Below are 23,721 nucleotides of genomic sequence, written 5' to 3'. Positions count from 1 at the left end.
GGTCTTGGACCAAAATTGCCGCGGCCACCCCATGTGACCGCCGCATTCACCAGAAAACCGCCATTTTTGGTGGATACGAATTTAAGCGCCAACAACAAAAGCTACGCCACAGCCGGGCCGGTTTGCCAGCCCGTCTAGCGCATCATTTGTCTGCTATGCCGGATCTTTGTCGCGCCGGCCGCTTATCTTCGCATTCACCATGGCAATTGCCTGCTGAACGGCGGCGTCTATAGTCAAATTGGTGGTATCAAGCAAGTCTGCATCTTCAGCAGCCTTGAGCGGTGCCGTGGTGCGGTTTTTATCCCGCTCGTCGCGTTGCAAAATCTCCGCCAGAATATCTTCAAGGCCAACCTGCTCGCCCCGCCGCTTCATTTCCTCGAAGCGGCGGACCGCGCGCGCCTCAGGCGAAGCGGTGACGAACAGTTTGACATCGGCGTCGGGTGCGATGACCGTGCCGATATCACGGCCATCGAGCACGGCGCCCGCGGGTTGATAAGCGAAATCCTTCTGGCGCTTGTCCAGTGCCCGCCTCACTTCGGGATGCACCGAGACGCGGCTGGCCAGACCGCCGACCGCCTCGCTGCGCAAACCCGGATTGTCGAGCAGGGAGCTGTCAAACACGCAGGCGGCCAGTGCATCGGCCGCATGGTCGGCGTCGCCGCCCTGTTCGCTGACTGTCCATCCGACCGCCCGATAGAGCAGACCGGTATCGAGAAAGGGCAGGGCGAAATATTTCGCCAGTTCCTTGGAAATCGTGCCTTTGCCTGAGGCGGTCGGGCCGTCGACGGCGATGATCATGGCCGAAGCCTCGCCTGATCCCGCAAGGCCTTCACGAGGCCGCCAAGCGCGATCATGATCCAGACGATTTCGAGCAGCAGAGATGCCAGATTAAAATGCACCATCAGCGACAGGGTGAGCAACAGCGCGCCGATCAGATTGGTGCCGTTATAGACAAACGGATTCACCGTCTTGGCATAGACATTATAACCATAAGCAGAGACGATCAATGCGCTGCCCACGACCCCGATTACATTGGCGGAAAATCCATCGATCATCAGGAAGCCAGCTGCTGCAAAAGATCGGCAAAGCCCGGAAAGCTGGTTTCGACTGGTCTGATATCATCGATCGTCAGACCGGATTTTGTCACCAGGCCGGCGACGGCGAAGCTCATCGCGATCCGGTGATCCAGCGCGGTTTCGATCACCGGCCTGGTGCGTCCGCCGGTCAAAGGCTTGCCGCCGCTGCCTTGGATCGTGAGCCCGTCCTCTTTCTCGGTCACTTCCACGCCGAGGAGACCGAGGCCCTTGGCCATTTGCGCCAGGCGGTCGGACTCCTTGACCCGCAGTTCATGCAGGCCGCGGGTGCTGGTTTCGCCGCTGGCCATTGCCGCAGCGACAAATAAAATCGGGAATTCGTCGATCATGCTGGGGGCGATCTGGGCGGGCACATCTATGCCGGTGAGCGGGCTGTGCCTGACATGGATATCCGCAACCGGTTCGCCGCCCACCTTGCGCTGTCTGGCAAAGCGAATGTCACCGCCCATCTTCTGCAATATTTCGTACAGGCCGCTGCGGGTCGGATTGATGCCGACATTTTCGATGATGATATCCGATCCGGGAATGATCAGCGCCGCAACCACCAGAAATGCAGCAGATGAGGGGTCGCCCGGCACCTTGATCTTTTGTGGCTTGAGTTCCGCTTCCCCGGTCAGCGATATGATTCGGCAATCGTCGGCATCGGTTTCCACGTCGATCTGCGCGCCAAATCCCTTGAGCATGGTTTCGCTGTGATCGCGCGTCAGCACCGGTTCGATGACCCGGGTGATCCCCGGCGCATTGAGGCCCGCGAGCAGGATCGCCGATTTGACCTGCGCCGAAGCGACCGGCAGGCGATAGGTAATCGGCACCGCCGGACACAGGCCTCGCACGGTGAGCGGCAGGCAGGATTTATGATCTGATGTCTCGCGCGCCCGGATGTCCGCGCCCATTTGCGAAAGCGGTTCGATCACCCGGCCCATCGGCCGCTTGGTCAGGCTGGCATCGCCGACAAAGGCCGCGCTGATGCCGTGCGATGAAATCAAGCCCATCAGCAATCGCGTCGAGGTGCCGCTATTGCCCATGTCGAGGACATTTTCCGGCTGCATCAACCCGCCGACACCGACGCCCTGAACGGTCCAGACATCGTCCTTTTTCTCAATCCGCGCGCCCATCGCTCTCAGCGCTTCAGCAGTTGCCAGCACATCCTCGCCCTCCAGCAGCCCGCTGATCCGGCTTTTGCCAACGGCCAGGGCTGAAAATATCAGTGCCCGGTGCGAAATGGATTTATCGCCTGGAACGGAAATTTTACCGCCGAGCGGGCCGGACGGCTTGAACGTCGCAGGCTGAGGTCTATTGCTGATCATGACAAAACTTTGATTGTGGAACGCACGAATGATTCGTGCAGGATTATGAAACGGCTTTTGACAGCGCTGCAAAGCTATGGCAAGGCGCGCCGGATTTCGCGGCTGATTTCGACAATGGTTGAATCGCCGCAGAGCAGACTGACCTATCAACGAATTGATTTAGACAGGATTTGGACACCAGCCATGGTTAAACCGGAATGGGGCACAAAACGCACATGCCCGAAATGTGGAACGCGCTTTTATGATCTGGGCAAGGAAGACCCGGCAACCTGCGTCGAATGCGGGGAAAGCTTTGTGCCGGAAGCCGTGCTGAAATCCAAGCAACCGACGCCGTTCGAGGCTGCGCCAAAGAAAGATGCCAAGAAGGATGCTGATTCGGTTGACGATGATGATCTGGATATCAACATCGACGATGACGAACCGTCTCCGGACAATGAAGTGGATCTGGGTGGTGACGATGATCTGGGCGTCAGCAAAGGCAAAGGCGACGACGAGCCGGCAGATACCTGATTTTTGATTTGCATATTGGAGGGCGTCTGGACTAAAGGCGCTCTTCAAATGGGGCCTTAGCTCAGCTGGGAGAGCGCTTCGCTGGCAGCGAAGAGGTCAGCGGTTCGATCCCGCTAGGCTCCACCAAATTTTCCCTTATAAAACAAGTACTTATCTCCCAGTTTCATGAAGTGCTGTTTTTCAGTTTTGCATCGCGTTTGCATCGCCCGTCTAGATTTTGACGAAATTCGTTATCCACATATGTCTTTGATATATAGTCAAAATATACCTGTAAAGCGTGTGTTTGCCTGTATATTGTTGCTAATTTTTAGCAGACTAAATCTGGTCGAAGTGCTTCTTAGCTCTCTATGGTTTCAATATTCGCGGTATTAGCGGGTTATAGCTATGGATTCTGCGGATTTCCGCTATAACAACCGGACTTCGCAAGGTATTGATGATAGCATGCGATCGCGATCTGCGTTATCTGGTATCGCAGGCAAGCGTTTAACCTACCGAAGGGCTAACGTCTAAACACAAGGGCTAGGGTGATGAGTAGCTACTCATCACCCTCATTTAGTATGGCAGAAGAACAGTTATCATTGTGGGGTTATAATGCAGACCATGCCGCGACATGGTCGCCAAGGGAGTTATGGCTAAAACTTGATCGTAGTTCGATCGAACAGTTTAAAGAAGACAAGCGGATTGAACGAAAGTCCGCAATGTCAGTGCGTTGGGATCAATATTCCGAATATCTTAGTATGTGGTCCAACACCGTTGAAGGTGGGATAATGCTCTATGGAGTAGAAGACAATGGTGCCATCACTGGATGCGCCCATTGGTGCACAGGTCATATAGTTTTAGCGGGTCTGAAATCACGGTTAAGTTTTTTTCAGACAGACTGGAGATCGAAAGTCCTGGTGGATTTATTCCACCGGTTAATGCACAAAACGTCTATTCCCAAAGAGGATCGAGAAATCCACACCTCATGGAAGCTCTCCGATTTTTGGGCTATGTCCAAATGACTCGAGAAGGCACACGGCGCATGAGAGAGAGCATGGAGAAATATAACCTTCCAGAACCAACATTTTCTCAGGAGGCTCTCAATGGAGTTTCTGTGCGGGTCGTATTGAGAAACGACCATCAGACTCGTAAACGGTCCACTGATGCTGATGTGGCCGCGTTCTGTGGAGTAGAAATGTGGAAGCAATTGCAGGAGCATGAAATCCAAATCATGGGCTATGCCTTCAATAATGAGGCCGTGCAGGTTAATGAAATGTCACGCCTAACAGGCCGAACTTGGAACACTACAAAACGGGATTTGGATAAACTGGTCAACAAAGGCCTGCTATTATTCTCACCCCCTAAAAAGCTCCGAGACCCTAACGCTCATTACAAAATTCGAAAGAACAAAGGCGATGAAGATGATTTCTAATGAGAAGGAAACCCAATCCGAGAAATTCAAACGCGTAGCCCGCGAGCTTGAATGCGACGACGATGAGCAACGCTTCAAAGAGCGCCTGAAAAAGATCGTGAAGCAAAAGCCAGTGGATAAAGTAGAGTGACCACGGGCGTCTGTTGCTTTTGCTCTACGTCTGTTGATAAGAACGGCCTTGACCCCTGCACCCTGTCAATCGCAACAAATGGCGAAGGCGAACAGTCTTGGCCATGTCACGCCGCATGCTATTTGGAGCGGCTCGGTGATCTACCTTATGGTCGCGAATTGTTTGAGCGTGACAATTAAAGCGGGTTTGTAAAGTGCGTAATCGCCAAAAAAATGGAAGCAGGTTTAGGTGTTATTTTCACTATACATTTTGCGCGAAAATGGGTAAAAATGTCTGCGATACTTTACATAGTTTTTGCATCGCGTTTGCATCGCTGCGCTGCGGATTTACATATTCATGAGGCTTTCAGGGGCGGAAATCATACTCTGTAAAACATTTTTTCGCTGATTTTTCAACGATGCCTGTGTGCTGGCAGCGAAGAGGTCAGCGGTTCGATCCCGCTAGGCTCCACCAAATTTTTTCCCAATCTCCCGGCAGCTATCAAAAATATGCAATATGACCAGATTCGCGGACCGGCAGATGGCTGGCCGGATCGGGCATTGGTCTCCATCATGTCCCGCGCGCCGTGCTTTTTGCCTCTGGATTGAAGAGCCAAGCCGGCGACGCATTCACGCCCCGTCGGGGCGTTGCGGCGGCGGATCGAACAGCGGCTCGCCCAGCATGAAGCCGATGATATTCGGACTGCCGAGTTGATCCACCAGCGCCTTGCCGACAATCAGCAGCGGCACCGCGATCAAGGTCCCCGCCAGTCCCCAGATCCACGTGAAATAGCTGATCGCCAGCAGGATGACGACCGGGTTCATCGAGAAACGCCGCCCCAGGATCGACGGTGTCACCAGATTGGCTTCGACTGTCTGTAGCGCGATATAGGCCGCCGTCGGCATCAGGCCTCCGCCGAGATCGCCGGTCGAGGCCGCGCCGAAACCGAACAGTAGCACGGCCATCAGCATGGGCCCGAGATAGGGTATGAAATTCAGGATTGCCGCAATACCGCCCCACATTAAGGGTGACTCGATATCGAGCACCCAGGCGCCAAAGGCGACCAGCACCCCGACCCCGATATTGATGATGGTGACGGCGCCGATATAGTGGGACAGATCCTCGGTGATGCTCCTGCCGGTTCGGGCCGCCTTCAGCGTCGTGCCGAACGTCGAGCGGTTCAGCAATATGATTCGCTTCACCCGAAGGCGGGATTCGAGCATGAAATAGACCAGCAGGACGACCAGCAGGAATTCGAGAAGCGCCGCCGGCGTCGCATAGGCGGCTTCTTCCATGACATTGGGGCTGGCGAGAACCACTTCCTGGCCTTTGGATTCGCCGATGGTCGAGGAGAATTCCGCGCCCATCTGGGAGACAGAGGAGGTGAACTGGCGGATATCCACGAGCCGCTCCTGCAGGATATTGGTGATATCGGGGAATCGCTGTGCCAGTTCCAGGGCCGGTTGCAGGATTATCATGAAGCCAAGCGCCAATATGGCCAGAAACACCAGCACTGCGATGAAGGAGGAGACCGGATTGGGGATGCCAAGCTTGGTCAGGCCGGCGGTCAGAGGCAGTAGCAGAAGCATGATCACGATCGACGCGAACAGCGGACGAAAGAAGACCGCCCCGGCTGACAGGGCAAAGGGCAGGGCGAGGACCAAGCCAAGCGACAGAAGGAATATTGTCGTCGAGAACAATCTGATCAAGGTTGTTTTCGAACCGGCATTGCCGGGTTTGCCGGTCAGTGTCTCGGGCTCGGCCGGAACCGGGATAATTTCGTCAGCCAATATCTGCTACGCCTGTCTCTGCAAAATTTTCACCGCCCGCCATGCACCTTGTTGCGACGACAGGATAGTCACTTTCCAGCGCGATATCGGATTGCAGGGCATCGCTCTGGGCCTTTTCGCATTCCCGCAGCATGGCCCTGATATTCCTGTCCCTGACCGCGTTCGTGCACATGGTCATATCGTCCGAACAGCCCATCAATATCAGGGCATAGTCAAGGCCAGTGACCATCTCCGTCTCCATCTGCTGTGGAGGGGAAACGCCGGCCCATTCGAAAGGTTGCGAGCCATCAAGGGCTCGGCCTGCAGTCCACTATTGTCGGGACGCGCGCCGGCCGGGCTGTTTTTTCTGCTGAAACGCTTTACAGAGGGATGAGCCGGGTTTTTCGAACCTCGGCGGCGCCTTCGCAAATCCTCCTCCATTTGAAAGTTTTCGACAATCTGATGTCCAGACCGTCCATCCATTATGATGCGATCATCCTTGGCGCCGGCGGGGCTGGCCTGATGTGCGCCGCCGTCGCGGGGCAGCGCGGGCGCAAGATATTGCTGATCGATCATGCCGATGAGCCGGGCAAGAAAATCCTGATCTCGGGCGGCGGACGCTGCAATTTTACCAATATTGGCACGGTGCCGGACCGCTATCTTTCCCAGAACCGGCATTTCGCAAAATCGGCTCTGAGCCGCTACACGCCGGCTGATTTCATCGGGCTGGTCGATCGATATCGCATCGACTGGCACGAAAAAACGCTGGGCCAGCTGTTCTGCGACGGATCCGCCAGGCAGATTGTCGCGATGCTGATGGACGAATGCCCTGCCGATTCGGTCAGTCTGTCGCTGGGCAAGGCGATTACCGATGTCAGCCACAGCGATGGTCGCTATCGCGTGGAATATGGTGGAGAAACCGCCTTTGCCCCTTCGCTGGTGATCGCCACGGGCGGGCCGTCCATCCCGAAAATGGGAGCAACCGGATTCGCCTATGATCTCGCGCGGCGGTTCGGATTGAAGATTGTCGAGCCGCGACCGGCGCTGGTTCCGCTGACTCTTGGCGGCGAAGAAACCCTGTTTCGGTCCTTGTCGGGCGTGTCGGCCCCGGTTGTCGCCCGTTGCGGCAAGACCGCTTTCCGGGAAGCCGCGCTGTTTACGCACAAGGGCCTTTCTGGCCCGGCGATCCTGCAGATTTCCTCTTACTGGCAGCATGGCGAGCCAGTGGAGATTGATTTTCTCCCCGATTTGTCGGACGCGTGGCTGACCAAGGCGAAGCAGCAAATGCCTCGGCTTTCGTTGAAAAAGGCTGTCAACGCCCATTTGCCTGCACGCTTGACTGAAACGCTGATCGAACGGATTGCACTAGACGGTGAACTTGGTAATCTGACCGACAGGACGCTCGATGAAGCGGCAAGGCGCCTGTCGCACTGGCGCTTCATGCCCAATGGCACCGAAGGGTTTGCCAAGGCCGAAGTCACCGCTGGCGGGATCAGCACGGCGGATTTATCATCCAAAAATATGGAAGCTAGGCAAGTGCCCGGATTCTATGCTATTGGGGAAGCTGTTGATGTCACCGGCTGGCTCGGTGGCTATAATTTTCAATGGGCTTGGGCAAGTGGCCATGCTGCCGGTAAGGCAATATGATCCGCAGCACAGACCCTTTAATAAACACAACATCATCTTCATAAACCGCAGGCGACTGGCATTTCCGCGCGGCTTTCACTTTTGCCACGGAATTAAAATCTTATGCCTTTCTCCAAAATTTCTCCGCTTCTTGCTGAGGCGCTCACTGCGCGCGAATATGACAAACCGACGCCCGTTCAGGCCGCCGTGCTGGAAACCAAAGCGGAAGGACGCGACCTGATCGTGTCCGCCCAGACCGGTTCCGGCAAGACCGTGGCCTTCGGACTGGCGATGGCGCCGCAATTGCTCGATGAAAACGGGCGCTTTCCGTTTCTGGTCGAACCACTTGCGCTGGTGATCGCCCCGACCCGCGAACTGGCGTTGCAGGTGAGTCGCGAGCTGACCTGGCTCTATCAGCCGGCTGGTGCCCAGATCGCGACCTGTGTCGGCGGCATGGATGCTTCGAAAGAGCGGCGCACCCTGCGGCGCGGCGCGCATGTCATTGTCGGCACGCCCGGCCGGCTGCGCGACCATCTCGAACGCGGCGCGCTCGACCTGAAAAATCTCCGCGCTGCGGTACTCGATGAAGCCGATGAAATGCTCGACATGGGCTTCCGCGAAGATCTGGAAGAAATTCTCGACGCCACCGGTGAGCAGCGCCGGACATTGATGTTCTCGGCGACGATCCCGAAACCGATCATCAATCTCGCCAAACGCTATCAGAATGATGCGCTGCGTATTTCCACGGTGGGAGAAGATCGCGGCCATGGCGATATCGCCTATCAGGCGATCACGGTTGCTCCGGCCGACACCGAAAATGCGGTGGTCAATCTGCTGCGTTTTCATGAAGCGGAATCGGCGATGCTGTTCTGCGGCACCCGCGAGGCGGTGCGTCGTCTGCACGCCAGTCTTGTGGACCGCGGGTTTAGCGCCGTGGCGTTGTCCGGCGAGCATACCCAGAGCGAACGCAACCAGGCGATGCAGGCCTTGCGCAGCAAACGTGCGCGCGTCTGCGTCGCGACCGATGTCGCGGCCCGCGGTCTCGACTTGCCGACATTGAGCCTTGTCGTGCATGTCGATATGCCGCGCGATGCGGAAACCTTGCAGCATCGGTCCGGACGGACCGGACGTGCCGGCAAGAAGGGCACGGCGGTCATCATCGTCCCTTATCAGCGGCGCAAGCGGGTCGAATCGATGTTGCGCGGCGCAAACATCAACGCCGAATGGAAAGACGCACCGACCCGCGGCGACATTCGCAAGAATGATGCCGAGCGGCTGATCGAAACCCTGTTGCAGCCGGTCGAGATCGACGAAGACGATATGGCACTGGCAAAACGTCTGATGGCGGAAAAAACGCCGGAAGAAATCGCGGCGATGCTGGTGCAGTCGCACCGCGCCAAAATGCCCGCTCCGGAACAGATGCTCGATCGTGGTGCCCAGTCGCAAGCCGCTCCAGGCGGCCCGCGCCCGGGATTTGAGGACACGGTATGGTTCAAGATGAACGTCGGCCATAACCAGCGCGCGGATGCCCGCTGGCTTTTGCCGGTGCTGTGCCGCCGGGGTCATATCACCAAGAATGAAATCGGCGCGATCCGGATCAATGGCGACGACACATTGTTCGAAATTCCTCGCCGCGTGGTCGACAAGTTTACCGCTGCCATTGCCGAGAAAAGAGAGGCTGGCGGGGATGATACCGACGATATCATCATCACCCAGTTTGACGGCAAGCCGCGCGATGAAGCCAAGCGCAATCGCAAGAGCGGGCGAAGCGACAATGCTGGCGGTCAACGCGATTACAGCAATGCCAGCAAGAAGCATGGCGGCAAGCAGTTCGGCAAGAACAAGTTTGGTGACAAGAAATTCGGCGACAAACCGGCAGGCGGCAAGCCTTATCAGAAACGCAAGGCTGAAGGTGAAGGCGGCTCTGACGGCAGTGCACCCAAGCGGGAATTTGGCGGCGGTTTCAAGAAGAAATCCGACTTCAAGGGTGACCGCAGCAGCGGGCCGAAAGGCAATTTTGCCGGCGGCACCAAAAAGCCGCATCGCGGAAAACGCCCGTTTGAAGGCTCCAGACCCGGCGGTCCCAAGGCCGACTGACAGGATTGATGCCAGACGCAATCACCATCCTCGTTGATGCGGACGCCTGCCCGGTGAAGGAGGAAATCTACCGCGTGGCCGAGCGCCATGACGTGGCGGTTGTGATCGTCAGCAACAGCCCGTTTCGGGTGCCGGATCACCCGCTGGTCAGCCGGGTGGTGGTCAGCGACAGTTTTGACGCAGCCGATGACTATATTGCGGAGCAAACTGGTGCCCGCACCGTGGTGGTCACGTCGGACATCTTGCTGGCGGATCGCTGTGTGAAGGCGGGTGCGGCGGTGGTCGCATCCAATGGCAAGCCGTTTACCGCCGACTCGATAGGTGCGGCCGTGGCGACACGGGCGATCATGGCCGACTTGCGCGCCGGAATGGGCACGGAGAATATCGGTGGACCGCCACCGTTCGGCAAAGTTGACCGTTCCCGGTTCCTTTCGTCTCTGGATGAAATTCTCGTGCGCCTGAAGCGTCTCGGCTAGTCTACAGTGACCCGGAAAGTCAGTGCGAAGCCGCTGGCCGCGGCCAATGTTGTGGCGGTCGCGGTGATGGTAGAACCGGCGCGCGATGCACCATAAGGGTCGCTTTCATCGGTACCCGTCGCATCGTCATCTTCCACCGTTGCCGCAGATCCGCAATTGCTGCCGCTTCTCATTGACCCCGCTGTGTAGGTGAACGGACCGGACAGAATGTCCGTTGCGACAACCGAATTGGCGGCGGATGCGCCCGTGTTGCTGATCAGGATGCAATATTGGACGACGGCACCCGGGATGCGTTTGGGATTGCTGCTGCCATTGACCGGGTCGCTGATGATCGAACTGACCTTGGTGACACTCAAACTGGTCGACGGACGACAGAAAGTGATGTCGTGGATCGACATCGCCTGATTGCCCGATGATGTCGGCGTTGTTGGGAAATGATTGCCATAGACCACCGTCACCGAGTCTACAGGAGAGGTGAAGGTCACGACTACATTGCCGAAAGGTTCGGTTGGACCTGAAGCTCCGTCACCAATCACGCTATTGCCGCTGACATAATTGGCCGTGTTGTTCGACAAAGTCGGCAACACTGTCGCTCCATTATAGGTGCCGGTGACCGTCACTTTGTCGGTGAACTGGTTGGCAGCAAAATCGATATCAAATATCTTGAACTGGAGCCCTGGAACCGCGACCGGCAAGGTGAACGTCGTGCTGGAAACATGCGTTTCATTACCATTGTTCATATAGAAATAGAGCGCCTGGGTACCCGCCGGGCCGCCGCCGCTATTGTCGGTCGTGATGGCAGGTGTGCCGTTGGTGAAGCCGCTGGGTGGCTGCGTGACGGCGAAAGCGACATTGCCGAGCCCAGGGACAGTATAAGTTTGCCCGAGCGAACCCGACGGCGACCAGGTGGTTGGCGCGGCCCAGCTGAAGATGATCTGGTTGCCGAGGGAACATACCGAAGTCAGTGGCGGCACGTAACCGGGTAACCGCCCGCCGGCGGTAAAGCTGACGCTGGCATAATCATCTTCGCTGGTGACGCCGTTATTCGGAGTCGAATCAGGATCAAGCGCCGACGAACTGCGTATCTGGGCAATATTGGTAATGATACCCGATGTCGCGGTGATGGTGACGCTCAGTTCGATTGATATCGTCTGGCCGGGCGCGATCGCCGTGCCCAATGTCCAGATACCGCCGCTAAAACTTCCTGTCCCCGAAATGCCAGTCAATGTGACGCCAGCGGGCAGATTGTCGCTTACCGTCACGCCGGTTGCGGTTAGCGTGGATTCAGATGCGTTGGTCACCGACAGGGTGTAAATGCCCGTGTTGGATCCCGTTGCCCCGAAAGTCTTGCTGAGCGACAGGTCGGCAAAATTGGCCGGGAGTTCCGTCAGCCAAAGATCGGCCCGCAAAAAATTGCCATTGTCGGCACTTGGAAACATGTCGCAAATTTCCATACGCCAGGTGCCGGCGGCGTTCTCGCCGTCAAAGGCACTCAAGGGATTGTTGGGAGCCAATTGCCGTTGATAGGGGGTTGGCGTGGGGGTTATGCTGTCATTTCCATGCCCCCCGCTATTGACCATCGGACTCGATTCATCACTCAGGTGAACGTTCAGGTTGCTATTGCCGCCTACCGTAGCACCGACAATGGCGGTGACCCTGGTACCGGCAGGGGATTGCAGGATGACATTGATGTCGGTGCGATAGCTGTGCGACGCGAGAAACCCCAGATCGACATCGCTGACGATGAAATTCGTTCCGACACTGAAATTCTTTACCAGCGGAGAGCCACCCGCCCCGCAAGTGCGTGCCGCGACGATATCATTGGGACCGCCAGGTTCGCTGATCGTATATTGATTGACCGTCTGCGCTTCAGCTTCATCCACCGGATATAGCATGGCCAGACCCAGACACAGACATCCCCAAAGGAATGTGTGAAACGTCCATCGGATCTGGCCCCCGAGAGATTTCCCCAAATTCATCGCTTTTCCCTACCCAGAATGGGCTAAGGAATGATTAACCAAACCGCTGGAATGATCTGATTATAAAGGATTTCACGATGGTCGCAGGGCCAGCGTCCGCTGGTTTCTTAGGCCTTTGAAATATACCAAAGACTAGGCGTTGGCGGGGTTCCAGTCACCACGACCCGCCATCCACAGGCTGATCGCCGCGATCGCTGCGGTATCGGCACGCAATATTCTCGGGCCAAGCGAAACTGCGACGGATTGGGGCAGGGCGCGGATCATTTCATTTTCGCTGTCGGAAAAGCCGCCTTCTGGGCCAATCAGAATGGCTGCCGGTCCGTCATGGGCGACCAGCGCCTTGCGAAAACTGCCTTCGCCGGTCGCGTGGATGCGCTCATCGGCGAAGAAGAGATGGCGCTCCGCCGGCCATTGTTCCAGCATTGCGGTCAATTTGGTCAATGGATCGAGCGAGGGCAGCGCCGTGCGTTCACATTGTTCCGCCGCCTCGATCATATGGGCGCGGAGTTTTTCCGGCTTGATCGCCGGACCCTGGGTGCGCTCGGTTTGCACGGGCAAGATTTTCGCGACGCCCAGTTCGGTGGCTTTTTCCGCGATCCAGTGGAAGCGGTCCTTCTTGATCGGCGCTGCGCAAAGCCACAGGTCGGGGACGGCTTCCCGGTCGCGGGCCTTGCCATCGATCAACAGGGTGAGATCGCGTTTGGCCACTGTCGTCACATGGGCCAGATATTCGCCGGTACGATCATCGAACAGCTTGACCGGATCACCCTGTTTTATCCGCATGACCTTGAGCAGATAATGGGCGTGGCTGCCATCGAGGCGGATCTCGGACCCGTCGTTGAGTTCAACATCAACGAACAGACGCGGAGCGCTGTGCGGGGGATAGGCAGGGGTAGCGGGCATGGCAGTTCTCGGATCTCCAGTAACCGTTAGCGCTGAGCCTGTCGAAGTGCGGCTATCGGTCGAAAAACGCCCTTCGACAAGCTCAGGACTAACGGTATAAGCCGCTGATGTCATCCGACTTTCAAAATGTCGTTCCGGATACGGAGCATAAGGGTCTGGTCGGCCTGTTGCCTGCCGTAGCCCGGCCCTTTGCCGTGCTTGCCCGCTTTGATCGCCCGATCGGCTGGTGGCTGCTGTTCTGGCCCTGCGCCTGGGGCATTGCGCTGGCTGGCGGTGCGATCGATCGATGGGATTTATTGCTCTGGCTGCTGCTCGGCGCGATCGCGATGCGTTCGGCGGGCTGTGTCTATAATGATATTGTCGATCGCGACCTCGACCGTCAGGTGGAGCGGACCCGCTCCCGGCCTCTGGCCAGTGGTGCTGTATCGCTCAAGGCCGCCTGGATCTGGCTGGCGATACTCTGTCTGATCGGGCTGATCGTCTGGTTGCAGATCAATGGCGTCGCCAAGCTGGTGGCGCTGGGCAGCCTGGCGCTGGTTGCAGCCTATCCTTTCATGAAACGGATCACCTGGTGGCCGCAGGCCTGGCTGGGGCTGGTGTTCAGCTGGGGAGCGCTGGTCGGTTGGCTGGCGATTGTTCCGGAATTTCACTGGGCGATGGCTTTGCTGTACCTCGGTTCGATCTTCTGGGTGATCGGCTATGACACGATTTATGCGTTGCAGGACCGTGAAGATGACGCACTGGTCGGGATCCGATCCAGCGCTCTGCGACTGGGTGACAATGTCCATTTTGGTGTCCTGAACTTTTACCTGATGGCGCTGTCCAGCTGGGCAGCTGCCTTCTGGATGCTGCGTCCACACTGGCTTGCTATCGTAACTCTCGCACCGATCAGTCTGCATCTTCTGTGGCAGGTGACAACATTGAAAAGCGCCGATGGCGATGATGCACTCGCCAAGTTTCGATCCAATCGCTTTGCCGGTTTGCTGATGTTTCTCGCCTGTCTGGTGCTCGGGCAGGCGGGCTAGCCGACCAGCAAATTGGATTGCATTTCGCAACCCTTGACGGCTATGCTACTTAACCGCACAGTTAATCCCACCTCTTGTTTCCCGGAGCCATTTGCATGAAAAAACGCCGTTTGGGCCGAAGCCCGATATATGTTTCCGAAATCTGCATGGGGACGATGACCTTTGGCAGCGGCGCCGATGAAGCCATGTCGCACCGAATCCTCGACGAGTCGGTCGAGGCCGGGATCAATTTCTTCGACACCGCGGAAAATTACCCCGTGCCGCCAAAGCGGGAGTGGGCCGGAGAAACCGAGAATATCGTCGGCCGCTGGATGAAAGGCAAGGACCGGGACAGCCTGATCATCGCCACCAAGGTTTCCGGACCCAGCCATGGCTGGATCGAATCATCGCAGCGCGCCGGCATGACCGCGATCGACCGCCACAATATCGTGCGCGCTCTCGATGCCAGTCTCAAGCGGTTGCAGACTGACTATATCGATCTTTATCAGACCCACTGGCCCGATCATGGCACCGCCTATGACGAAACGATGGAAGTGCTGGACGAGCAGATCCGGGCCGGAAAAATCCGGGCGATCGGCTGTTCCAATGAAACCAGCTGGGGACTGATGAAATCGCTGGAAGCTTCGGAACGGCTGGGCGTCGCGCGCTATTGCACGATCCAGAATAATTTCAGCATGAACAACCGCCGGTTCGAGGATGAACTGGCGCAGGTCTGCCGTCAGGAAGGGGTCAGCCTGATTCCTTATTCGCCTCTGGCCGGTGGTGCCTTGTCCGGTAAATATAATGATGGCGCAACGCCGGAAGGCGCGCGTTTCTCCGCCTATCTCAATCTGGGTGGCCGACAGAAGAAAATGGCGGAACGGTTCGTCAATCCGAAGTCGGAGGAATCGACCAAGCGTTTCATGGCAATCGCCGACGAACTGGGAGTCGCACCGGTCACGCTGGCAACCGCCTGGTCGAAACAGCATGATTTTGTTGCCTCGACCATCGTCGGCGCGACGCACACCGACCAGCTCCCCGAAATATTTGCGGCGGCCGATCTGGTGCTCAGCGACGAGATGATGAAGCGGATCTACAAGATCAGCCGGGAAATCATGTACCCGATGGGATGATCAGCCAATAGTGAAAGACAGATTATGAACCGTTTCCTCGAACATACAGGCGCGAAATATCCGATCGTGCAGGCACCGATGGGCTGGATCGCGCGGTCGCAGCTGGCTTCCGCCGTGTGCAACGCGGGCGGGTTCGGTATTATCGAGACCAGTTCCGGCGAGACCGAAGCCTGCATGGCCGAGATCGAGAAGATGAAGGATCTCACCGACGCCCCATTCGGGGTGAACCTGCCGATCATGTTCCTCAAGGACCCCGCGATACTGGATCATATCTGCGGTTCGGGTGTGAAATTCGTGACCACCTCGGCTGGCAGCCCGCGAAAGTTTGTCGGGCCCCTGCAGGAGGCGGGTATCATCGTCTATCATGCCGTTCCTACCGTCGCGGCAGCAATGGGCTGTGTCGAGGCCGGAGTCGATGGCTTGGTTGTCGAAGGGTCAGAAGGTGGCGGCTTCAAGAATCCCGAAGAGGTTTCCACCCTGGTGCTGCTGCAGGCGATCCGCCGGCAGACCGATATTCCGATGGTGGCGGCTGGCGGGATTGTCGATGGCCAGGGCATGGCGGCGGCCTTTGCGCTGGGCGCGGAAGCGATCCAGATGGGGACGCGCTTTGTGTCCAGCGCCGAAAGTCCGGTGCATATGAATTACAAGCAGGCGATACTCGATGCCAAGGAAACCGGAACCTATGTCCTCAACAAGAAAGCCTCGCCCTGCATCCGCGCGCTGAAAACCGAACGCACGGCAAAGATATACGAAGACGGTCTGATGCCGGCTGACACGTTCAAGCGCATCATGGACGTCTATTTTGGCGGGGATATGGAAGCATCCGTGGGTCTCGCCGGGCAATCTTCCGGTTTGATTGACGAGGTAAAAACTGCCAGACAGATTATCGATGAAACGGTGACCGAATTTTTCGCGATCACTGGAAGACTGGGCGCGCTGAACGCCGCCAAAAGTTTCTGAAAACAACAAGAGAGAGAGAATTTCTGATGAGCCAATTTCCCGATGCAAAGCAACTGTTCACCACCGTAACCGAAGACGGAAAATCGATCCTGTCGATCGAACCCTATGATGTGCCCGAGCCGAAGGAGCATGAGGTCGTCGTCCGGATGGAGGCGGTGCCGATCAATCCTTCCGATCTCGGCCTACTGACCGCTGCGGCCAATATGGACACGGTGCGCAGTGAAACGGTCGATGGTCATCCGGCGCTGGTCGCCGATGTCGAACCGGCGATGCAGCCCTTCTTTAAGGGCCGCGCGGGCAAGAAGCTGGCTGCAGGCAATGAAGGTGCCGGTACCGTCGTTGCGGCCGGGTCATCCGATGCCGCGCAGGCACTGATGGGCAAGGTCGTGACCATCGTGGGCGGCGAAATGTATCGCACCCACCGGGTGATGCCGGCGATGATGTGCGTGCCGCTGCCGGAAGGCGCACCGGCCAAGGAAGGCGCTTCGCTGTTCGTCAATCCGATGACCGTCCAGGGCTTCCTCAACACCATGCGCGCCGAAGGCCATGAAGCGCTGGTCCATACTGCTGCCGCGTCCAATCTCGGGCAAATGCTGGCCAAGCTCTGCCTCAAGGAAGGTGTGGACCTGGTCGCTATCGTGCGCAGCGATGCGCAGAAGAAGATCCTCACCGATATCGGCCTCACCCATGTCATCGACAGCAGCAAGAATGACTTCATGGACAAGCTTATCGCCGCGCTGGCGGAAACCGGCGCAACACTTGGCTTTGATGCAATCGGCGGCGGCAAGATGGCGAGCTATATCCTGACCGCGATGGAAAAGGCCGCGGCGGTGCGCGGCGCGGAATTCAGCGTCTATGGCTCGACGGTCAACAAGCAGGTCTATATCTACGGCCGTCTCGACACCGGCGAAACCATCCTCGGCGGCGGTCTCGGGCTCTACTGGGGCGTCGGTGGCTGGCTGCTCACCCCGCATCTCGAAAAGGTCGGCGGCGAGCGGATGATGGAAATGCGCATGTACACCGTCGAGGAGCGCAATGGCATTTTCCACAGCGACTATTCGAGCGAGATCAGCCTGATGGACATGATCGATCCGGAGACTGCCAAGGGTTACGAGAAGAAGGCTACCGGCGAGAAGGTGCTGGTTAATCCTAGTTTGTAGAAACGATTGTTAGGCGGAAAAGTTGAGCGCGGTTGCCGCTCTGGATTCTGAAACAAGGTCAGGATGACGGAAAATGCTGCCGCCCCCTCAAACTCAATCTCCCTCTCCCATGGCGGAGAGGGATGCAGGAGCTTGGCGAGGAACGAGCCCAGCGGCAGCTGGGTGAGGGTGTTCAGGCGGTGGAATGTTGCGCTTTATTCGCAGCTTGGTACACCCTCATCCAACTGCGCCTAGCTTCGTTCCTCGGCAAGGCTTCGTATCCTTCTCCCTTGAGGGAGAAGGGCGTTACCGATAACTCACCACCTCGAATTCGATGCCGTTCCAGTCGAAGAAATAGAAGCGCCGCCCGGGATCATAATCGTCATGGCTAAAGGTCTTCAGCCCCGCCGCAACGATCCTGGCCTCCACGGCATCCAGATCATCGACGGTCACGCCTATATGGTTCATCGGGCAGCCCTTGTTGAAATGCGGATCCGCGGCCTTCACATCCGGATTGGTATAGAGCGCGATATATTGCTCATCCGTGCCGACGTGGATCGTGTGGCCATCCGACATTGATGGCCCCTCCCACCGGATATGCCAGCCAAACAGATCGCGCAGCAGGTCGGCGCTCCTTTGGGGATCGCTGACCGTTATGTTGGCGTGCTCCAGTTTTCCGATGGTCATTGTTCATTTCCTTTCTCCGTTGTTGATAGGTTGATCCGCCAAGGCGGGAAGCGGCGGTTGTTGCCGCCGTAAAACAGGCAGATCGGATTACCCGCCGGGTCGCGGAGCCTCGCTTCGCGCCAGCCCCAGCTCTGGTCCGTAGGTTCCTCGTCGAAGGCCAAACCCACGGATTGCAGCCGCGCGACGGTTGCGTCCAGATCATCGAGTTCGAAATAGATCAGAGTCGTTGGCGCTCCGATCTTCTCCACCGCGTGGATCGAAAAAGTCTCGCCGGTCTCTGTCTCGAACCGGGCATAGCGGGGCGCGGAGCCGACGATCTGGGTGAGGCCAAGCCTTTGATAAAAAGCGAGTGATTGATCATAATCGAGGCATCCGACGGTGACCTGATTGAGCTTCATCTATTGTTTCCTCGCTGTGCTGGCGTCCATTCGATGGAAGAACTGGAAGCATGTTTTCCGTTTTGCAGGCGACTGTCTGAGCCCGCCAGTTCTCCATGCTTGCGATTCGTACAACCTCAAGCTAAGTTGAGGTCAAGATATTATTTCGGGAGAGCGAATGTTATGCTGCTGCGCAGGCAGCAGCCCATCTCCTGAAGGACCGCAGGGACGCCAGGGTCGCTAGCGATCACTATCTTTGCAGCCCGCCCGGAGTTCTCGAGATGGACCCCGGCCTTTGCCGGGGAACAGGATAAGCAGCGCGAAGAAGTGCCGAGCACATATTGAAGAAAGAAGTAAAATGCCGGAAACAAAAGCCCTGACCATTGGCTCGCTTGCCGCCCGCACCGGTCTCTCGGTATCCGCGATCCGCGATCCGCTTCTACGAGGAAAAGGGCCTGGTCGAGCCGTTCCGCTCCACCGGCGGGCAGCGGCGGTTCTTGCGGTCGGACATCAGGCGACTCAGCTTCGTCCTGATCGCCCAGCAGTTGGGCCTGACGATCGGCGAAATCAGCCGCCAGCTAGCCAGCCTGCCGCATGGACGCACCCCGACCCAGGCCGACTGGACCCGGATCAGCAAGGCGATGCGCGGGGTGATTGATGCGCGGATCGCCGAACTGGAACGCACCCGCAACCGGCTGGACGGCTGCATCGGCTGTGGCTGCCTCAGCCTGAAGAAATGCGCTCTCTACAATCCCGACGACCGGGCGGGGCTGAGGGGAGCGGGGCCGCAGCTGATTTTGGGGGACTAGAGTCCGAGCGCCTTGCGGAGCGTCTCGTTGATCCGCGTCTGCCAACCGGCACCGCCAGCCTTGAACTTCTCCAGTACCGCCTGGTCCAGCCGCAACGTCACCTGCTGCTTGGGATTTTCCAGTTTCGGCCGGCCCGGCTTGGTGAGCGTGCCATCGGCGGGGCGGAGCAGCTTGTTTCCTTCCCAAATGGCCGCACGGTCGAATTGATCGTCTGTCCATTCCGGCGCATCATCGGAATTTACCCAAGGCTTCTCTGACTTTTTTTTGCTCTCGTTCATTGGCTTTCCGCAGTGAAATGATTCTCCGAGTGGATTCTCGTTCGGTCCAGACCAAGGCGACTATACGATCCTCGATATATCCGTATGTTATGAATCGCTTTTCTCCATAATTTTGCCGGTCATCAAGTTGTGAAATATGACGCGATCTAAAAATCGCGACAGCATCCGCAAAATCTAGCCCCCGGGCTTCCAAGGTACGTCGGCGCTTGTCCGGGTCGAACGATATCTTCATTCAAGATATTTTGGCGAACCGGGATGATTTTGTCCTCGATTTTCATGCCTGTGGCCCCATCTGCCAAATAGACATGGTTTTTGTAGTTACACATATTGAGTAAGTCAATACTGCTCCGCTACCATAAACTCTATCAGTACAGGCGGGAGAGCTGGTTCGTTTCTAAGGTTTCCGGGAACTGAGATGGCTGGGAAGTCGAGCAAGTATGCGCAGACGATAGGCGGGGTTGGACAAGCTCACCCCTGACGGGGGTATGGCAGCGATTGCATTATACCGTTAGCCCTGAGCTTGTCGAAGGGCGCCTATCGGTTGAAAGCTTTGCTCACTCCGCCGCGAGCAATTCTTCCGCCGCATCCAGATCCACCGAGACCAGCTGCGAAATCCCGCGTTCCACCATGGTGACGCCGAACAGCCGGTGCATCCGGCTCATGGTCACGGCATTATGGGTGACGATCAGATAGCGCGTGCTGGTTTCCGCGACCATCTTGTCGAGCAGGTCGCAGAAACGCTCGATATTGGCGTCATCGAGCGGGGCATCGACCTCGTCGAGGACGCAGATCGGGGCCGGGTTGGTCAGGAACAGGCCGAAGATGAGGGCGACAGCGGTCAGCGCCTGTTCGCCGCCCGACAGCAGGGTCAGCGAGGTCAGCTTCTTGCCCGGTGGCTGCGCCATGATTTCGAGGCCCGCCTCCAGTGGATCATCGCTGTTGATCATTTCGAGATGGGCCTTGCCGCCGTCAAACAGGGTGGCGAACAGCCGCTGGAAATGCCGGTCCACTTCCTCGAAGGCAGCGAGCAGACGCTGGCGGCCCTCGCGGTTAAGACTGCCGATCGAGCCGCGCAGCTGGTGAATCGCCTCGTTCAGTTCCGCGCTTTCCTTCGTCGATTTCTCCCATTCGGCTTCCAGCTCCGCCAGTTCATCAGCGGCGACCAGATTGACCGGGCCGATCCGCTCGCGGCTAAGCGACAGGCGTTCCAGCTGGGCTGATTCCTGTGACGCATCGCCAACCGTGTCTTCGTCAAATTCGAGCTTTTTCGGCAGCACCGGAGCGGGGCATTCAAATTTTTCGGCCGAAATCCGGCCCATCTCCATCCGGCGCAGATCCTGATTCTCGGCGCGCGCCCTGGCGCCCGCGCGCGTTTCGCGGGCCTGGCTAAGCATTTCGCTGGCTTGGGCGAGCCGGTCTTCATGGTCGCGCTGGGCCAGTTCGGCAGCCTGCAGAGCGCTGTCCTTTTCGGCGACCTTCGCGTTCAGCCCATCCCGCTGTTCCGCGAGCCTGCCGACCTCTACCTCGATCACCCGCGGGCGGTCGGCGAGATTTTCGATTTCGGCCTCGATCAGGGCGCCGCGCTTGGCCATTTCCTTCATCCGCGCCTCGGCCTCGCCGGAGCGGTCCTGCCACGACCGGATCTGCGCGCTGGCAACAGCTTTCTGTTCCTTCACCTGCGCCAGCTTCTGGTCGATCGCGGAGAGCGCTGCCTGCGCCGACATCACGCGGCCGCGAGCGGCATCGCGCTGGTCCTGAAGCGCCGATCGTGCCCGTTCCTGCGCCGCGCCATCAGGCTGGCTGCTGCGCTCCTTCTGTGCCTCTTCCAGCTCTGCCAGCGCGGTCGCGGTTTCTATCTTCAGCGCCGCATCCCGTTCGGCCAGGCTGGCGGTGCGCTTCTGCAGCCAGGACAGGGCCTCCTCCGCCTGATCGGCTGCGCGCAGCGCGCGGCGCAGCGCTTCCTCGGCCTCGCGCCGCGCATTGCGGGCTTCCCCCAGCTGGGTTTCGATCGCCGCCATCGCATCGCGTCCGGCGACAAGCGCTGATTCGGCTGCGGCAACCCTGGTCTGAGCCGGGGTCAGCATGTCCTGCAGTTCGCGCAGGCGATTGGCCCGGACCAGCCGTTCGGCGCTGGCGTTGCCATCGTCCCGGGCGACAAAACCGTCCCAGCGGCGCAGCGCGCCGACTCTGGTCACCAGCCGCTGCCCGACGGCCAGAATTTGGCCCTCGTCGCGGTCGGCAATGAAAATCTGGGACAGGCGAGCATGCAGTTCGGCCGGGGCCTGGACATGGTCGAGCAGGGTTTCGGTTCCTGCGGGTGCGTCGCCGGTTGAACCGCTGTTGCCGCCGCCCCAATAGCGGTCGCCATCCGCGCCAATGGCAGCGAGCAGATCATCGCCCAGCGCCGCCGCCAAAGCCCGTTCGTAGCCTGCTGCCGGTTTGACCTGATCGATGGCCTTGCTGCTGCTTTCGACCCTGGACAGTTCGCGGTCCAGCGCATCATGTTCCGATTGCAGCCCGGCCAGCTCCGCCTTCAGTGTGGCGAGACTGGATTGGGCGGCATCGCGCGCGGCGTTTGCTTCTATTCGCTGCTCCTCAAGCGAAGCAATTTTGCCGCCGCTGCGATCCGCTGCGGCCTGGGCAGCTTCCCGCGCCGCAATTGCATCGGCCAGCGCCGTTTTCAGCTCGTCTTCATCGCCCATTTCGGCGCGTTCGGCATGGAGCCGACCCAGTTCCACAGCCAGCCGGTCGTGGCGCGCCTGCGCCGCATCAACGGCGGCATTGGCGACCTTTATTTCGGCCTGAATGCGCGCTTCCTCGGCGACTGCCTTGGCGAGCTCTACCTCGGCCTCGCTGGCCGCGCGGTCGGCGCGTTCGGCGGCCCGTTCCAGGTCCGGTCGCTCTCTGTTGAGATCGGACAGTGAAGTGGCAAGCCGCTTCTCATCCTGTTCCAACTCCGCCAGCGCCGCCATCGCATCGCGGGTCAGCTGGTCCTCGCGAGCATTGTCATCATGGATGCGCTGCGCCTGGGCCTGCAGATCGAGCAGGCGCGATTTCAGATTGTCGCGTTCGTTGGTCAGGGTCAGCAGACGGTGGCTGGACTCGCTGGCTTCTTCGCGCGCGCGCTGAACCTCGGCACGCAATAGGCCGAGCGCTTTGGCGCTTGCATTTTGCGCCGACACCGCGGCCTGCTGTTCATTCTGTGCCGCATTGACCTTGGCCTCGGCTGCTTCCGCTTCGGCCTTGGCCAGGTCGGCTGCGGCTGCGGCTTCCTGCCAGCGGGCATAGATCAGCCGTCCCTCGACGATTGTGATTTCCGCGCTGAGCTTCCGGTAACGTTCGGCCTGCTTGGCCTGTCGCCGCAGATTGGCGGCCCGCTGTTCCATATCGCCCAATATGTCGTCGAGGCGAGACAGGTTTTTTTCCGCTGCGCGCAGTTTCTGTTCGGCATCCCTGCGGCGGACATGCAGGCCGGAAATGCCTGCGGCTTCCTCCAGCATCTCCCGCCTGGCTTCAGGCTTCGAGGAAATGATATTGGAGATCTTGCCCTGGCTGACCAGCGCCGGGCTGTGCGCGCCGGTGGCGGCATCGGCGAAGATCAGGGCGATATCCTTGGCCCGGACATCGGTGCCATTGGCGCGATAGGCCGACCCGGCACCGCGCTCGATCCGGCGGACAATTTCCAGCTCGCTGTCATTGTCGCCGACGTGCAGCGACGACACATCGTCGGTTTCCCGTTCCGCGGTCAGGGCGACTTCGGCAAATTGCCGTTCGGGCCGGGTCTCGGTGCCGGCGAAGATCACATCTTCCATGCCGCCGCCGCGCATCGACTTGGCGGAATTTTCGCCCATGACCCAGCGGATCGCCTCGAGCAGATTGGATTTGCCGCAGCCATTGGGGCCGACGACGCCGGTCAGCCCCTTTTCAATGCGCAGTTCGGTGGGATCGACAAAGCTTTTGAAGCCCGAGAGTCTGAGCTTCTTTATCTGCATGAAAAATATCCCATGCGACGCTTGTCAGTCACCCTTTTCAAATCGCATCCCCTCTTGCGAT

The 23,721-nt window shown here is 58.4% G+C and carries 24 protein-coding genes and 1 tRNA gene; 13 read left to right on the top strand and 12 right to left on the bottom strand.

The features are described from left to right. Positions 1–153: 153 nt before the first annotated feature. The 3 genes from ACEW8J_RS10485 to aroA are packed head-to-tail and all read right to left on the bottom strand — an operon-like array spanning position 154 to position 2,401. Positions 154–798, bottom strand: a complete 645-nt coding sequence (locus tag ACEW8J_RS10485; RefSeq protein ID WP_373491582.1) for a d(CMP) kinase — start codon at positions 796–798, stop codon at positions 154–156. Then, a complete protein-coding gene (locus ACEW8J_RS10480) occupies positions 795–1,055 on the bottom strand; it encodes a hypothetical protein (RefSeq protein ID WP_373491581.1) in 261 nt (86 codons plus the stop codon). The genes ACEW8J_RS10485 and ACEW8J_RS10480 overlap by 4 nt, the downstream gene beginning before the upstream one ends. Beyond that, on the bottom strand, positions 1,055–2,401 hold the full coding sequence (gene aroA, locus ACEW8J_RS10475) for a 3-phosphoshikimate 1-carboxyvinyltransferase (protein WP_373491580.1): 1,347 nt from the start codon (positions 2,399–2,401) through the stop codon (positions 1,055–1,057). The genes ACEW8J_RS10480 and aroA overlap by 1 nt, the downstream gene beginning before the upstream one ends. Before the next feature lie 183 nt (positions 2,402–2,584). Between aroA and ACEW8J_RS10470 the strand changes: the two genes are divergently transcribed. From ACEW8J_RS10470 to ACEW8J_RS10450, 5 genes are all read left to right on the top strand, one after another. Continuing rightward, positions 2,585–2,911 (top strand): TIGR02300 family protein, encoded by a 327-nt coding sequence (locus ACEW8J_RS10470; protein ID WP_373491594.1) that lies wholly within the window; start codon positions 2,585–2,587, stop codon positions 2,909–2,911. 50 nt (positions 2,912–2,961) lie between these two features. After that, positions 2,962–3,037: transfer RNA gene (locus tag ACEW8J_RS10465), tRNA-Ala, on the top strand. A gap of 401 nt (positions 3,038–3,438) precedes the next feature. Further along, positions 3,439–3,912 (top strand): helix-turn-helix domain-containing protein, encoded by a 474-nt coding sequence (locus ACEW8J_RS10460; protein WP_373491595.1) that lies wholly within the window; start codon positions 3,439–3,441, stop codon positions 3,910–3,912. Beyond that, positions 3,795–4,322 (top strand): ATP-binding protein, encoded by a 528-nt coding sequence (locus tag ACEW8J_RS10455; RefSeq protein WP_373491593.1) that lies wholly within the window; start codon positions 3,795–3,797, stop codon positions 4,320–4,322. Before ACEW8J_RS10460 ends, ACEW8J_RS10455 begins: the two co-directional genes overlap by 118 nt. Beyond that, the gene (locus ACEW8J_RS10450) at positions 4,306–4,452 is read left to right on the top strand and encodes a hypothetical protein (RefSeq protein ID WP_373491579.1); all 147 of its coding nucleotides are present in this window, start codon (positions 4,306–4,308) and stop codon (positions 4,450–4,452) included. Before ACEW8J_RS10455 ends, ACEW8J_RS10450 begins: the two co-directional genes overlap by 17 nt. Positions 4,453–5,060: 608 nt before the next feature. Here the strand turns inward: ACEW8J_RS10450 and ACEW8J_RS10445 are convergent. Both ACEW8J_RS10445 and ACEW8J_RS10440 read right to left on the bottom strand, forming a co-directional pair. Further along, positions 5,061–6,221, bottom strand: coding sequence for an AI-2E family transporter (locus ACEW8J_RS10445; RefSeq protein WP_373491578.1), 1,161 nt, complete (start codon positions 6,219–6,221; stop codon positions 5,061–5,063). Continuing rightward, the gene (locus ACEW8J_RS10440; RefSeq protein WP_373491577.1) at positions 6,214–6,450 is read right to left on the bottom strand and encodes a hypothetical protein; all 237 of its coding nucleotides are present in this window, start codon (positions 6,448–6,450) and stop codon (positions 6,214–6,216) included. The genes ACEW8J_RS10445 and ACEW8J_RS10440 overlap by 8 nt, the downstream gene beginning before the upstream one ends. Positions 6,451–6,662: 212 nt before the next feature. Here ACEW8J_RS10440 and ACEW8J_RS10435 point away from each other — a divergent pair, with 212 nt between their 5' ends. From ACEW8J_RS10435 to ACEW8J_RS10425, 3 genes are all read left to right on the top strand, one after another. Beyond that, positions 6,663–7,847: an NAD(P)/FAD-dependent oxidoreductase gene (locus tag ACEW8J_RS10435; protein ID WP_373491576.1), complete on the top strand. Its 1,185-nt coding sequence runs from the start codon at positions 6,663–6,665 to the stop codon at positions 7,845–7,847. 102 nt (positions 7,848–7,949) lie between these two features. After that, complete coding sequence (locus ACEW8J_RS10430; protein WP_373491575.1) at positions 7,950–9,923, top strand: DEAD/DEAH box helicase; 1,974 nt, start codon at positions 7,950–7,952, stop codon at positions 9,921–9,923. Positions 9,924–9,943: 20 nt separating this feature from the next. Continuing rightward, positions 9,944–10,399, top strand: coding sequence for a YaiI/YqxD family protein (locus tag ACEW8J_RS10425; protein ID WP_373491592.1), 456 nt, complete (start codon positions 9,944–9,946; stop codon positions 10,397–10,399). Here the strand turns inward: ACEW8J_RS10425 and ACEW8J_RS10420 are convergent. Both ACEW8J_RS10420 and ACEW8J_RS10415 read right to left on the bottom strand, forming a co-directional pair. Continuing rightward, positions 10,396–12,294: a DUF11 domain-containing protein gene (locus ACEW8J_RS10420; protein ID WP_373491574.1), complete on the bottom strand. Its 1,899-nt coding sequence runs from the start codon at positions 12,292–12,294 to the stop codon at positions 10,396–10,398. The two genes, ACEW8J_RS10425 and ACEW8J_RS10420, sit on opposite strands and share 4 nt — an antisense overlap. 216 nt (positions 12,295–12,510) lie before the next feature. Further along, positions 12,511–13,281, bottom strand: coding sequence for a 16S rRNA (uracil(1498)-N(3))-methyltransferase (locus tag ACEW8J_RS10415; RefSeq protein ID WP_373491573.1), 771 nt, complete (start codon positions 13,279–13,281; stop codon positions 12,511–12,513). Between the two features lie 107 nt (positions 13,282–13,388). Here ACEW8J_RS10415 and ubiA point away from each other — a divergent pair, with 107 nt between their 5' ends. The 4 genes from ubiA to ACEW8J_RS10395 all read left to right on the top strand — a co-directional run bounded on the left by ubiA (position 13,389) and on the right by ACEW8J_RS10395 (position 17,538). Continuing rightward, positions 13,389–14,306 carry a 4-hydroxybenzoate octaprenyltransferase gene (gene ubiA / locus ACEW8J_RS10410; RefSeq protein WP_373491572.1) on the top strand — a complete coding sequence of 306 codons (918 nt, stop codon included), beginning with the start codon at positions 13,389–13,391 and terminating at the stop codon, positions 14,304–14,306. 95 nt (positions 14,307–14,401) lie between these two features. Next, on the top strand, positions 14,402–15,418 hold the full coding sequence (locus ACEW8J_RS10405; RefSeq protein ID WP_373491571.1) for an aldo/keto reductase: 1,017 nt from the start codon (positions 14,402–14,404) through the stop codon (positions 15,416–15,418). 24 nt (positions 15,419–15,442) lie between these two features. Next, the gene (locus tag ACEW8J_RS10400; RefSeq protein WP_373491570.1) at positions 15,443–16,378 is read left to right on the top strand and encodes an NAD(P)H-dependent flavin oxidoreductase; all 936 of its coding nucleotides are present in this window, start codon (positions 15,443–15,445) and stop codon (positions 16,376–16,378) included. A gap of 26 nt (positions 16,379–16,404) precedes the next feature. After that, positions 16,405–17,538 carry an NADH oxidase gene (locus ACEW8J_RS10395; RefSeq protein WP_373491569.1) on the top strand — a complete coding sequence of 378 codons (1,134 nt, stop codon included), beginning with the start codon at positions 16,405–16,407 and terminating at the stop codon, positions 17,536–17,538. Positions 17,539–17,823: 285 nt separating this feature from the next. Here ACEW8J_RS10395 and ACEW8J_RS10390 read toward each other — a convergent pair whose 3' ends face one another. Together ACEW8J_RS10390 and ACEW8J_RS10385 are read right to left on the bottom strand one after the other, a co-directional pair. Beyond that, positions 17,824–18,204, bottom strand: a complete 381-nt coding sequence (locus tag ACEW8J_RS10390) for a VOC family protein (protein WP_373491568.1) — start codon at positions 18,202–18,204, stop codon at positions 17,824–17,826. Beyond that, a complete protein-coding gene (locus ACEW8J_RS10385; protein WP_373491567.1) occupies positions 18,201–18,602 on the bottom strand; it encodes a VOC family protein in 402 nt (133 codons plus the stop codon). The genes ACEW8J_RS10390 and ACEW8J_RS10385 overlap by 4 nt, the downstream gene beginning before the upstream one ends. A 362-nt stretch (positions 18,603–18,964) precedes the next feature. Here ACEW8J_RS10385 and soxR point away from each other — a divergent pair, with 362 nt between their 5' ends. Next, entirely contained in the window at positions 18,965–19,390 is a 426-nt protein-coding gene (soxR, locus tag ACEW8J_RS10380; protein WP_373491566.1) for a redox-sensitive transcriptional activator SoxR, read from the top strand. Here the strand turns inward: soxR and ACEW8J_RS10375 are convergent. The 3 genes from ACEW8J_RS10375 to smc all read right to left on the bottom strand — a co-directional run bounded on the left by ACEW8J_RS10375 (position 19,387) and on the right by smc (position 23,660). Then, positions 19,387–19,668, bottom strand: a complete 282-nt coding sequence (locus ACEW8J_RS10375; protein ID WP_373491565.1) for a BrnA antitoxin family protein — start codon at positions 19,666–19,668, stop codon at positions 19,387–19,389. The two genes, soxR and ACEW8J_RS10375, sit on opposite strands and share 4 nt — an antisense overlap. Beyond that, on the bottom strand, positions 19,619–19,900 hold the full coding sequence (locus ACEW8J_RS10370) for a BrnT family toxin (protein ID WP_373491564.1): 282 nt from the start codon (positions 19,898–19,900) through the stop codon (positions 19,619–19,621). Before ACEW8J_RS10370 ends, ACEW8J_RS10375 begins: the two co-directional genes overlap by 50 nt. 322 nt (positions 19,901–20,222) lie before the next feature. Beyond that, entirely contained in the window at positions 20,223–23,660 is a 3,438-nt protein-coding gene (gene smc, locus ACEW8J_RS10365; protein WP_373491563.1) for a chromosome segregation protein SMC, read from the bottom strand. Positions 23,661–23,721 lie beyond the last annotated feature (61 nt).

The sequence above is a fragment of the Parasphingorhabdus sp. genome, assembly GCF_041748495.1.
In the GTDB taxonomy this organism is placed as follows: Bacteria; Pseudomonadota; Alphaproteobacteria; order Sphingomonadales; family Sphingomonadaceae; genus Parasphingorhabdus.
This window is presented reverse-complemented; position numbering and strand designations above follow the sequence as displayed.